The following is a 12,115-nucleotide window of genomic DNA, read 5'->3' as shown; positions in this document are numbered from 1 at the left end:
GCAATGGAAAGGCACCCTTGAGTGTCGAGCCGGGCCATGGCTATGCTGCGTTGCTTTCTGTTTGAAAAAGAGACAGAAAGCATCACTGCGGCTCCCCTTCAGCAGCGAACCTCATGCGCCCCCACCCCGCGCCCCCTGGAGCGCCCATGCGCAGAACCGCAGCACGTTCCGCACCCCGCACCGCACGCCGCTTCGCCTCCCGCACCCTGCTGGCGCTGACCCTCGCCGCCTCCGGGCTCGGCACGCTCGCCCTCGGCCCCGCGGCGGCCACGCCCACCCCGGCCACGGCCGCCGCGGCCGCACCCACGGCCGCGACCGTCGGGAACGGGCAGGCCCTCACCCCGCCCATGGGCTGGAACTCCTGGAACACCCTCGGCACCGCCGTCACCCAGGAACAGGTCGTCCAGACCATCGACTTCATGGTCTCCCGCGGCCTGGTCGCGGCCGGCTACGACACCGTCACCGTCGACGACGGGTGGTCGCTGGGCCACCGCGACGGCCAGAGCGCCGACTTCGCCAAGACCGCCGAAGGCGCGATGCAGCTCTACGACGCCGCCCGCAACCCGGTCAGCGGCACCGACGGCACCGGCTTCGACGTCACCAGCGGCCACCTGGTCCCCGACCCGGCGCGCTTCCCCTCCCGCAGCGTCGGCGGCCGCACGCTCAACGGCGTCGAGTACCTCTCCTGGTACGCGCACAGCAAGGGCATGAGGTTCGGCCTCTACGCCACCGCCACCTACACCACCTGCCAGGGCCGCCCCGGCAGCCTGGGCCACGAGGGCGTCGACGCCGCCGACTTCGTGGCCTGGGGCGTCGACTTCGTCAAGTACGACGACTGCCCCTACGGACCGCAGATCACCGGGCCGGACGGCCACAACTACTACACCCAGGGCATCGGCCGGGAGCTCACCCGCTCCCTCTACGCCCGCGTCCAGGACTTCCGCCGGGAGCTGGACGCCGCCTCCGCCGCGGGCAACCGGCCCCGGGTCACGCTGAGCGTCTCCGCCCAGCCCGTGCACACCGGCATCCCGTACCTGCTGGCGGCCGACGACCCGGCCCGCACCGATCCGGTCGTCGTCGCGGCCGGGACCCCCGCGTTCGAGGCGCCCGGCTACGCGCCGACCGGGAAGTGGTGCGGCCAGGTCGCCAACCTGTGCCGGATCGGCGGCGACCGCGGGCCCGACCTGGACGGCGTGCTCTACAACGGCCAACTGCGGACCGCGCTGGAGTACCCGGGCAACGTCCGGCCGGGCAGCTGGAACGACATGGACATGCTGTTCGCGGGCTGGCTCTCCCCCTACGGCGTCTACGGCACCACCGACAACTGCCTTTGCCACAAGCCGATGACCGACGACGAGGCTCGCAGCGAACTGTCGATCGTCGCGATGATGGCCTCCCCCTTCATCCTCGGTGCCGACCTGCGTACCGCCGCCGACTCCCGGCACACCGACCGGGGCGTCACCTGGAGCACCGGTGTCAGCGACACCGCGCTGGCGATGTACAAGAACGCCGACGTCATCGCCGTGAACCAGGACCCTCTCGGCAAGCCGGCCACCCTGGTCGGCGCCCCGCCCGCCGGCGCCACCGCACCGCTCGTGCTCAAGCGCCGACTCGCCGACGGCGACACCGCCGTGCTGCTGGTCAACCAGGACCCGTCCGGCTGGCAGTACATCACCCGCACGCTCGCCGACCTCGGGCTGACCGGGCCCGGCTACACGGTCAAGGACCTCTGGAGCGGCGCCACCGGCACCTTCACCAACGCCGTCGGCTCCTGGGTGCCGGCGCACGGGGTCGCCTTCTACCGCCTCAAGCCGCTGCCCACCCACGTCCCGGCCGCGGTCGTCGGCGACGGCCGCTACCACGGCATCAGCGCGGGCGGCACCGGCGGCCAGGCCCTGGAGGTGCGGGGCATGTGCGCCGCGCCGGACGGCTCGACCACCGGCATCAACACCTGGTGGGACTGGCACACCTCGGAGCAGTGGAAGTTCACACCGAACCCCGACGGCACCGTGCGCATCACCGACAACTGCGACACGCCCACCCAGGTGCACGGCACGCTGACCGGCGGCAACGGGACCGGCTCGGCGGCCTGGGTGCTCAACCGCTGGGACCCCGACAGCCCGCACCAGAAGTGGCGGGTCCTGCAGAACACCGCCACCGGGGCGCTCAGCATCACCAACGTCGCCACCGGGCTGGCCCTGGACGCCCCGCAGGCCGCGCCGACCTCCCCGGTGGTGCTCGGCCCGCCGAACCCGGCCGCCCCCGGCCAGGCCTGGACGCTGCTCAACTGACCGGCCCGGCCCCCGCCTTCCCACCCGGAGCCAACTCCCCTGGCGCACCCACCCTTTCGGTTCCCTCACCTGGAGGACTCTTGCGCATCCCCACCCGCGTGGCCGGCCGCGTCAGCGGCGCCCCGCCACGCCGTCGCTTCGCCGCCGCGCTGACCGCGCTCACCCTGATGGCCGGCGGCGGAGCCCTCACCGTCGGTCTCCAGCTCGCCGCCGCGCCGCCGGCCGCGGCCCTCGACAACGGGCTCAACCTGACCCCGCAGATGGGGTTCAACAACTGGAACTCCACCTACTGCGGGGACCAGTTCAACGAGGCGATGATCAAGGGCATCGCCGACATCTTCGTCGACAAGGGCCTCAAGGCCGCCGGCTACCAGTACGTCAACCTCGACGACTGCTGGGCGCTGCCCGAGCGCGACGCGGCCGGCAACCTGGTGCCCGACCCGGTCCGCTTCCCGCACGGCATCAAGGCGCTCGCCGACTACGTGCACGGCAAGGGGCTGAAGTTCGGCATCTACTCCAGCGCCGGCGACCACACCTGCGACGTCAAGGGCTTCCCCGGCGGGCTCGGCCACGAACAGCAGGACGCGGACCTGTGGGCCTCCTGGGGCGTCGACTACCTCAAGTACGACAACTGCCACAACAAGGGCCTCGATGCGCAGACCCGCTACCGGACCATGGGCGAGGCGCTGAAGCGAACGGGCCGGCCGATCCTCTACAGCATCTGCGAGTGGGGCAGCACCGGTCCGTGGAACTGGGCGCAGCCGGTCGGCAACTCCTGGCGCACCACCGGTGACATCAGCGACAACTGGCAGAGCATGATCTCCATCGCGCAGGCCAACCAGGGCCTGGCCAACTACGCCAAGCCCGGCGCCTTCAACGACCCGGACATGCTGGAGGTCGGCAACGGGGGCATGACCGGTACCGAGTACCGGACCCACTTCAGCCTCTGGGCGCAGATGGCCGCCCCGCTGATGATCGGCACCGACCTGCGCACCGCCGAGCCGGAGACCCTGGAGATCCTCACCAACAAGGACGTCGTCGCGGTGGACCAGGACCCGCTCGGCCGGCAGGGCTCCGTGGTCTCGCGGGAGAACGGGCTCGTGGTGATGAGCAAGCCGCTGGCGGACGGCAGCCGTTCGGTGACCCTCACCAACGAGGGCTCCTACGACGCGACCATCAGCACCACCGCGCAGGCCGTGGGCATCGGTGGCGCCGCCTCCTACACGGTCAAGGACCTGTGGTCCAAGCAGAGTTCGACCAGCACCGGGGCGATCGGCGCGGTCGTTCCCGGGCACGGCACGGCGATGTTCCGGGTCACCCCCGGCTCGCCGGTCGCCCCGCCCACCGGGGTGACCAGGCTGAGCGATCTGCCGTTCACCTCCGTTGCCAACCACTGGGGCCCGGTGGAGCGCGACCGGAGCAACGGCGACCACGCGGCCGGCGACGGGCGGACCATCACCGTGCGCGGCGTCCCGTACGCCTACGGCCTGGGGGTGCACGCCCCCAGTGAGATCGGCTTCCACCTGGGCGGCGCCTGCCGCAATCTGGTCGCCGACGTGGGGATCGACGACGACGCGTACGGCAACGGGTCGGTGGTGTTCCAGGTCTACCGGGACGGTGTGAAGGCCGCCGACAGCGGTCCGGTCACCGGCCAGGACACGGCCAAGCGGCTCACCGCCGACCTCACCGGGGCGCAGGAGCTGCGACTGGTGGTCACCGACGGTGGCGACGGCACCAGTTGGGACCACGCCGACTGGGCGAACGTCCGTGTCGCCTGCGGCGACGGCCCGGCCACCGGGACGTACCAGCTCTCCGACCTCGCCTGGTCCGCCGCGGGCAACAGCTGGGGCCCGGTCGAGCGGGACATGAGCAACGGCGGCAACCAGGCCCGGGACGGCTCCACGATCACCATCGGGGGCGCCAGGTACCAGAAGGGCCTGGGCGTCAACGCGTTCAGCGAGATCGTCTACTACCTCGGCGGCTCCTGCTCCGCGCTGAGCACCGACGTCGGCGTGGACGCCGAGGCGCAGGGCCGGGGTTCGGTCTCCTTCCAGATCTACGCCGACGACACCAAGGTCGCCGACAGCGGGCGGATGACCGCCGCCTCCGGGGTCGCGCACCTCACCGCGGCGCTGGCCGGGGCCAATGAGCTGCGGCTCGTGGTGACGGACGGCGGCGACGGCACCAACAGCGACCACGCCGACTGGGCCGCACCGGTGCTCACCTGCTGAGTGCTCAACCCCGGCGTACTCGACCGCGGAGTGCTCAGCCGCTGATCGGGCCGGGCGCGGTGCCGAGGGCCACCCGGCACCGCGCCCGGCCCACGCGTATGTGGTACTCGCGGACCTCCGCGAGTGCCCGGTCGGCCGACCGGCGGGCGTCCGCGACGGCCCGCGCCGAGGCCTCCGGGTCCAGCGCGCGGCACGCCTCCGCCTTCTCCAACTGCGCGCCGACGGAGGCCAGATGGTGGCCGAGACTGTCATGGGCCTCCCGCGCCGCCCGGCCGCTCTCCTCGGCGGCCGACAACTCGGCGATCCGCCGCGCGTAACGGGCCAGCCGCGCCCGCGCCTCCTGTTCGCGCACCGCCGCCCCGGACAGCGACAGCGTCAGGGCCAGGCCGAGGCCGAACACCAGCACGTCCGACACGGCGGACGGCCGCACCCACCAGCCCGGCGCCAGGACGGTCAGAGCGGCCGACAGCAGCCCGACGCACCCGGCGGCGCAGACCAGCGCGGCCCGGCGCCCGAAGGCCGGGTACACGGTGAACGGCACCAGGACGAACAGCGCCCACGACACCCCTGAGCCGTCCGCCACCACGACCGCCGTGACCAGCGGCACCCGCGCCGCCAGCAGCAGCTCCGCGGGCAGCCGCGCGGCCGGCGGCCGGCCGGGACCGGGGGCCTCCAGGGCGAGCAGGGCCAGCAGGCCCCCGGCGAACACGGTGAGCCGGGCACCGCCGAACTCCCCTGCGGCGACCGCCGCGTGGTGGAATCCACCGGCCAGGACCACGGTGTAGAGCACGGGCGGGATCCACCGCACGGCGCGCCGTTCCATCCATCCTCCCCAGTGCCGACCGGGCCGCTCCCGACCATCGCCGGGGACTGTACCCGCAATCCCGGCCCCCTCCCCTCCCCGGCCGAAAGACTGGTCGAAGGTCATAGCCGACCCCGGCCGGAAGCGCGTGAACCTGTGTCTTCCGGCAGACCCGGTCTCCTCGCGGGGCGGGGCGCGCCCGCGCCGCGAGGAGAGGGGGACGGGCCCGGCCGTCACCGCTTCATGTAGACGCTGTCCATGAAGTCGACGATCTGCTGGTCCGTCAGACGGTTGCCCTCGCGGTGGCCCATCGCCAGGTCCGCCTCGCTGATCATGCCGACCAGCCGGTCGCCGTCGATCACCGGGATGCGGCGGATCTGGTGCTGCTCCATCTTCTGGAGCACGGTGTCGATGCCGTCCCCGGCACGGACGCAGTGCAGGTGACCGCCCAGTTCCGAGGCCTTGGTGGCGGCCGGGTCCCGTCCCTCCGCGATGCACCGCACGATGATGTCGCGGTCGGTGATGATGCCCTTCAGCTTCTGGTCCTCGCCGCAGATCGGCAGGGCGCCGACGCCCATGTCGCGCATCATCCGGGCGGCCTCGGCGAGGTTCTGTTCGGCGCCGATGCACTGGGCGCCGGGGTGCATGATGTCTCGAGCAGTGGTCACGGGGACTCCTCCTCAGGCTCCTCCCCCCGAGCACCGGATGGTCCGGTCCTCCCACGCTATGCACGCCGCCGACGGTCCGCGAGCGCATCGCCCCGGGGCTACGCGCGGTCACCGCCCGCCCGGGGCGCGGGCCGCCGCCCCGGCCTCCCGGCGGGCCGATACTGGGGGCGTGACGGAGGAGTTCGCCGGGGCGCCCGGCACGGCGCCGGCCGTGGGCGGTCCGGTCGACGAGATGATCCGGGTACGGCCGTCCACGGCACTGCGCCCGTACGTGGCCTGGTACGCGGGCTACCGCCAGCGCGGTCTGCCGCCCGCCCTGCACCGGGGCCTGCCGTCCCCGTACCTGACCTTCATCCTGACCCTGGACGAACCGCTCACCATGGCCGGCCACCCGGACCCGGCGCAGCCGCCCGGCCGGTACGCCACGCTGCTCGGCGGCCTGCACACGGCGCCCGCGCTGATCAGCCACGACGGCCGGCAGTCCGGCATCCAGCTCGCCGTCCACCCGCTGGCGGCGCGGGCCCTGTTCGGGCTGCCGGCCGGCGAACTGTCCGGGCTGGACGTCCCGGCCGAGGCCGTGCTCGGCGCGGTGGCCGCCCGCCTCCAGGAGGCGGTCCAGGAGGCACCCGGCTGGCCGGAGCGGTTCGCGGCGCTGGACGGCGCGCTGCTGCGCCTGGCGCGCCCCTCCGGCCAGGTGCCGCCCGAGGTGGTCCAGGCCTGGTACGCGCTGCGGCGCAGCGCCGGCGCCCTGCCGGTGGCCGCGCTCGCCCGGGAGACCGGGTGGAGCGGACGGCACCTGCTGGACCGGTTCCGCCGGGAGACCGGCCTCAGCCCGAAGGCCGCCGCCCGGGTGATCAGGTTCGACCGGGCCCGCCGGCTGCTGGCCGCGCCCGGCCCGGCGCCCCGGCTCGCGGAGCTGGCGGCGCGCTGCGGCTACGCGGACCAGGCCCATCTGGCCCGCGAGTTCCGCGCGCTGGCCGGGTGCGCGCCGAGCACCTGGCTGGCCGAGGAGGGGCCGGACGCGGTCGGGTTCCGAAACGTCCAAGGCGGTGCCACCGGGCCCGCGCCAGAGTGGGAGGCATGACGGCGGTCCGGCCCGGCTCCGGCCCGGGGACGGCCGCCACGATCCGGAGGAGGTACCCGCCATGGACACCGACACCAATACCGGCACCGGCAGGCCGCCCGCGCCGCAGGTCTGGCCGAGTCTGCGCGCCCGCGACGCCCGGGCACTGATCCGCTTCCTGACGGAGGCGTTCGGCTTCGAGGAGGTCGTCGCCTACGGCGAGGGCGGGTTCGTCGCCCACGCGGAGCTTGCGTGGCCGGAGGGCGGCGGCGTGATGCTGGGCTCCGACCGACCGACGCCCGAGGGCGAGGAGCCCTGGCCGGGAGGCCCCGGGACCTTCACCGCGTACGTGGTCACGGCGGACCCGGACGCCCTGCACGCGCGCGCCGTCGCCGCCGGGGCCCGGATCACCGGCCCGCCGTTCGACACGGACTACGGCTCGCGCGACTTCGCCGCTGCCGACCCCGAGGGCAACCGCTGGTACTTCGGCACCTACCCGGGCGCGCCGCGACCCTCGGCGGGCTGAACCGTGCGTGCCGGCGACGTGCCCGACGACACCAACGACACCGGCGACACCGGCGACACCGACGGCGCGGCGGCCGTGGAGCGGCTGCGGGCCGTCTGCCTGGCGCTGCCCGAGGTGGACGAGCGGGTCAGCCACGGCGAGCCGACCTGGTTCGCCGGAGCCGGCCGCCGGGCGCGGGTGTTCGTGATGCTCGCCGATCACCACCACGACGACCGGCTCGCGTTCTGGTGCCCGGCGGCGGCCGGCGCGCAGGAGTTCCTCGTCGCCGAGGAGCCGGAACGGTTCTTCCGCCCGCCCTACGTCGGCCACCGGGGCTGGATCGGCGTGCGGCTCGACCTGGCGCCGCTCGACTGGGAGCGGATCGAGGACCTGGTCGCGGACGCCCACGCCCTGGTGACCGGGCGGACACCTTGACGGAATATTTAGGTCGCGTGACCTATTTTTTCGGGCATGACCACCTCGGCACACCTCTGCGCACCCGACTCGCTCACCCACGACCCGAAGGGCCCGGTCCTGCTGGTCGGCGGCTACGGGACGGTCGGCACCGAACTCGCCCGCCTGGTCGCGGCCGAGCACCCCGTCCTGCTCACCGGCCGCTCCGCGGAGCGCGGGGCGGCGCTCGTCGGCGACCTCGGCGGAGCCCCACACGCCACGGTCCGCCGCTGGGACCTCGGCGACCCGGCACCGTTCGAGGCGGCGGTCCGCGCCGTCGTGGGCGTGGTCAACGACCCGGACGACCGGGTGCTGCGGGCCGCCACGGCCGGCGGTGTCCCGTACGTCGATGTCACCCGCTGGACCGTCCGCCTCCAGCGGGCCGCCACCGTGGCCGCCCTGCTGCGCCCCGCCGCGCCCGTGCTGCTCTCCTCCGCCTGGATGGGCGGGGTCGTCAGCCTGGTCGCCGCCGCCCTGGCGGAGCGGCTCGGCGGGGCGGACCGGGTCGAGACCGCCGTCCGCTGGGACCTCGCCGACCGGGCCGGCGCGGACTCCGTCGAGTTCATGGACCGGCTGGGGCTGGACTACGAGGTCGTCCGCGAGGGCCGCCGGAGCACCGTCGCGCCGCTGAGCGACACGGGCACCGTGCGGATCGGCGCCCACCCCACCCGGGTCGCCCGGATCGACACGCCCGAGCAGTTCACCCTGCCGCTCACCCTCGGCAGCGCCACCGCCACCACCCGGATCGGCTTCAGCTCCGGCCTCAGCACCCGGGCCCTGCTGGCGGCCAAGCACACCGGCTTCTTCCGCTGGGGCCGGGGCGAGCGCTGGCAGTCCGCCCGCCGCGCCCTGCTGTACTCCCCCGGCGACGGCGGCACCGCGCTGCTGCGGGTCGACGTCACCCATGGCGGGCGCACCCTCGCCGCCATCGTCGAGGACCGCGCGGGCCAGGCCCACCTCACCGCCGTCGGCGGACTGCTCGCCCTGCGCCGCGCCCTCGGCACGGACGGCTCGGCACCGGCCCCGGCCGGTGTCTCCTTCCCGGAACAGACCCCGGCCCCCGCCCGGGTCCTGCCCGCCCTCGCCGCCCTCGGGGTCACGGTCGACATCCGCCCCGCCACGGGCTTGGATGCTGCCGCATGAGCACCTCGCCCGATCACGCCCACCAGCCGACCACCACCCCGGCCGACACCCCGGCACGGCCACCCGAGCGGGCGGAGGCGGAGCGACCGGGCCCCACCCCATCGACCACCACACCGCCGGCCCCACCCCGGGCGCCCCTCGCACGGGCACGTGGCCGGAGGAACGCGGAACAGCCGGACCTCGACCCACCCAGCGCCCAACCCCCGACCACCACACCCCCGGCCCCCACCGAGACCACACCCCAGGCGCCTCCCACGCGGACACGCGCCCGAAGGAGCCCAGCACAGCCGGACCCCGACCCACCCACCACCGCACCCCCGGCCCCCGCAGAAGCCACACCCCAGGCCACCACACGCACCTACCCCACCGAGGTCACCCCCGCCACACCCCCGGCCCCGCCGCGCGGGCGGAAGGGGGCCGAGCGGCGGGAGGCCCTGCTGGACGCGGCGGAGGGGGTGCTGGTCGCCGAGGGCGGGCCCGAGCTGACGATGCGGGCCGTGGCGGCGGCGGCCGGGGTGCGGCTGGGCCACCTCCAGTACTACTTCCCCACCCACGCCGACCTGGTGGCCGCCGTGCTGGAACGGGTGCTGCGGCGGTCCGCGGAGCGGCTGGCCCCGCTGCTCGCCCCCGACCCCTGGACCACCGGCCCCGAGACCACTGACCCCGAGACCACCGACGCCCCCGCCGCGGCCGTGGTGGCGGCGCTGCTCGCCGAGCAGGAGGACGCCCGGCTGGTGCGGCTGTTCGCCGAGGTGTGGGCACTCGCTGCCCGGGACACGGCGGTGGCCGGGGCCGTCCGCGGGTTCTACGACGACTACCGGGAGCAGGTGGCCGGCTTCCTCGCCCGGCGCCGGCCCGAGCTGCCGGAGGAGGAGCGGCGGGCCCGGGCCGGGGTGTTCGTGATGCTGATCGAGGGCGCCTCGCTGTTCCGCTCCGGCGTGGCGGCCGAACGCACCCCGGCCACCGACGACGTGCTGCTCCGCACCGCACTGGACCTGCTCGGCCCGTGACGCACGCGCGGGGCGCGGCCGCACTCGCGGCCCGCCCCCGCCGCGGGCAGACTGGCCGCAACGGACCCGGCCCGGCCGGGACGCGCGCAGCCTCGGAGGCGGCGATGCCGCAGATGGTGGTCGACGGGCGCACCCTCGCGCTCTCGCACCTGGACAAGGTGTACTACCCGCAGACCGGCACCCTCAAGGGCGAGGTGCTGCACTACTACGCCGCCGTCCACGGCGCGCTGCTGCCCCACCTGGACGACCGCCCGGTGTCCTTCCTGCGCACCCCGGACGGCGTGGCGGCCGAGGTGTTCATCGCCAAGAACCCGCCCCCGGGCACACCCCGCTGGGTGCGCACGGTCGAGGTGCCGAGCAGCAGCGGCGAGCTGCACCAGGTGGTGCTGGAGAGCGGCGCCGCCCTGCTCTCGCTGGTGAACCTCGGCTGCCTGGAGCTGCACGTGCCGCAGTGGCACGCCACCGCGCCCGGCCTGGCGGACCGGCTGGTGCTGGACCTCGACCCGGGCGCGGGGGCGAGCGTCCTCACCTGCCGCACGGTGGCCGGGCTGCTGCGCGAGCGGCTCGCGGCGGACGGCCTTGAGGCCTGGGTGAAGACCTCCGGCGGCAAGGGCCTGCACCTGCTGGTGCCGCTGGAGCCGACGCCGAGCGCCAAGGTCTCCGCCTACGCCAAGCAGTTGGCCGCCGAGCTGGAGACGGCCCACCCGGACCTGGTCGTGCACACCATGGCGAAGGCCCGCCGGACCGGCCGGGTGCTGGTCGACTGGTCGCAGAACTCGGCCAAGAAGACCACCGCCGCCCCGTACACCGTGCGGGCACAGCAGCGGCCGACGGTGTCGGCGCCGCTGTCCTGGGCGGAGCTGGACGGGGCCCGGTCGGCGGCGGAGCTGGTGTTCACCATCGCCGAGGTCCCGGAGCGGCTGGCGGCGCACGGCGACCTGTTCGCGCCCCTCCTCGACCCGGCGCGCGCCCGTCCACTGCCCGCCGCCACTGCAACCCGCACGCCCCGCGAGGCGCCCCCCGCCCCGGCCCGGCGGTCCGCCACCCGCGACCCGGTGGTCCTGGAGCCCCCCGTGGAGGTGATGCGCCCTGCCGCCGTACCCGCTGTGCCGCCGACGGACGGCCTCGGCGGGTCCGGGGTGGTGTACGAGCTGAAGCTGGACGGCTTCCGGTGCGTGGCCTTCGCCCGGGGGCCGGCGCGCCCGCCGTTCCTGCAGTCCCGCTCCGGACGGGACCTCGCCGCCGAGTTCCCGCCGGTCGCCGCCGCCGTCGCCCGGCTGCCGGCGGGGCTGGTGCTGGACGCCGAACTGGTCGCCTGGCGCGGTGGGCGGTTCGCCTTCGAGGAGCTGCTGCGCACCCGCCGGGCCAGGGCCGCCGACGACGTGGCGCTCGGGCTGGTCGCCTTCGACGTGCTCGCGCTGCCCGGCCGGGACGTCCGGGGCCTGCCGCTGGCCGACCGGCGGCGCCTGCTGCTGGCCGCGCTGGCCGCCGTTCCGCCGCCCGTCCAGGCCGTCCTGGCGACCACCGACCGGGCCGAGGCGCTGACCTGGATGGACCGGCTCGCCGACACCGGCGTGGAGGGGCTGGTCTGCAAGGCGGCCGGCTCGCCGTACCGGGCCCGGGGCGCCGGGCGGGTCTGGGTGAAGTACCGGCGCGGCGACACCACCGACGCCACCGTGCGCGCCGTCACCGGGCCGCCCGCCCGGCCGAGGGCGGTGGTCCTGGAGCTGGACGACGGCCGGGTGCTGCTCTCCTCGCCGCCGCTGTCGCCGCCGCAGTCCCGGCAGGTGGCGGAGGCGGCGGCCGGACGGCTCGGCGCGCCCGTCCACGATCCGCAGTACGGCTCCGTCCGCCCGCTCACCACCCCGGTGCGCGCCGAGGTGACCGTGACCGGACGGCCCCCGACCGCGCTCTTCGTCCGGCTGCGCGGCGACTGAAACCCCACCCGC

10 protein-coding genes and 1 pseudogene are annotated in these 12,115 nt (G+C 75.2%); 9 read left to right on the top strand and 2 right to left on the bottom strand.

Translation table 11 applies throughout. The features are described from left to right. Positions 1 to 146: 146 nt before the first annotated feature. Together ACFZBX_RS08765 and ACFZBX_RS08760 are read left to right on the top strand one after the other, a co-directional pair. Positions 147 to 2,291, top strand: coding sequence for a hypothetical protein (locus ACFZBX_RS08765; protein ID WP_391532300.1), 2,145 nt, complete (start codon positions 147 to 149; stop codon positions 2,289 to 2,291). 167 nt (positions 2,292 to 2,458) lie between these two features. Beyond that, positions 2,459 to 4,522 (top strand): NPCBM/NEW2 domain-containing protein, encoded by a 2,064-nt coding sequence (locus ACFZBX_RS08760; RefSeq protein WP_391532609.1) that lies wholly within the window; start codon positions 2,459 to 2,461, stop codon positions 4,520 to 4,522. Positions 4,523 to 4,556: 34 nt separating this feature from the next. Here ACFZBX_RS08760 and ACFZBX_RS08755 read toward each other — a convergent pair whose 3' ends face one another. Together ACFZBX_RS08755 and ACFZBX_RS08750 are read right to left on the bottom strand one after the other, a co-directional pair. Continuing rightward, a complete protein-coding gene (locus ACFZBX_RS08755; RefSeq protein WP_391532298.1) occupies positions 4,557 to 5,345 on the bottom strand; it encodes a histidine kinase in 789 nt (262 codons plus the stop codon). A 212-nt stretch (positions 5,346 to 5,557) separates the two neighbouring features. Next, positions 5,558 to 5,992: a CBS domain-containing protein gene (locus tag ACFZBX_RS08750; protein ID WP_391532296.1), complete on the bottom strand. Its 435-nt coding sequence runs from the start codon at positions 5,990 to 5,992 to the stop codon at positions 5,558 to 5,560. A gap of 169 nt (positions 5,993 to 6,161) precedes the next feature. On the opposite strand from ACFZBX_RS08750, the gene ACFZBX_RS08745 reads away from it, so the two are divergent. From ACFZBX_RS08745 to ACFZBX_RS08715, 7 genes and pseudogenes are all read left to right on the top strand, one after another. After that, complete coding sequence (locus ACFZBX_RS08745) at positions 6,162 to 7,076, top strand: helix-turn-helix domain-containing protein (protein WP_391532294.1); 915 nt, start codon at positions 6,162 to 6,164, stop codon at positions 7,074 to 7,076. Between the two features lie 61 nt (positions 7,077 to 7,137). Beyond that, entirely contained in the window at positions 7,138 to 7,581 is a 444-nt protein-coding gene (locus ACFZBX_RS08740; RefSeq protein ID WP_391532293.1) for a VOC family protein, read from the top strand. Between the two features lie 18 nt (positions 7,582 to 7,599). Then, the gene (locus ACFZBX_RS08735) at positions 7,600 to 7,995 is read left to right on the top strand and encodes an MmcQ/YjbR family DNA-binding protein (RefSeq protein WP_391532291.1); all 396 of its coding nucleotides are present in this window, start codon (positions 7,600 to 7,602) and stop codon (positions 7,993 to 7,995) included. Between the two features lie 36 nt (positions 7,996 to 8,031). Further along, positions 8,032 to 9,156, top strand: coding sequence for a saccharopine dehydrogenase (locus ACFZBX_RS08730; RefSeq protein WP_391532289.1), 1,125 nt, complete (start codon positions 8,032 to 8,034; stop codon positions 9,154 to 9,156). A gap of 434 nt (positions 9,157 to 9,590) precedes the next feature. Next, positions 9,591 to 10,166: a TetR family transcriptional regulator gene (locus ACFZBX_RS08725; RefSeq protein WP_391532607.1), complete on the top strand. Its 576-nt coding sequence runs from the start codon at positions 9,591 to 9,593 to the stop codon at positions 10,164 to 10,166. Between the two features lie 104 nt (positions 10,167 to 10,270). Further along, positions 10,271 to 11,152: pseudogene (ligD, locus tag ACFZBX_RS08720) on the top strand (non-homologous end-joining DNA ligase); the annotation flags it as partial. 96 nt (positions 11,153 to 11,248) lie between these two features. Continuing rightward, entirely contained in the window at positions 11,249 to 12,103 is an 855-nt protein-coding gene (locus tag ACFZBX_RS08715) for a DNA ligase (RefSeq protein WP_391532605.1), read from the top strand. The last annotated feature ends 12 nt before the right edge of the window (positions 12,104 to 12,115 follow it).

Origin of the sequence: Kitasatospora sp. NPDC008115 (genome assembly GCF_042957205.1) — a bacterium.
GTDB lineage: Bacteria > Actinomycetota > Actinomycetes > Streptomycetales > Streptomycetaceae > Kitasatospora.
The sequence above is the reverse complement of the archived record's forward strand: the minus strand, read 5'-3'. Positions and strand labels throughout refer to the sequence as shown.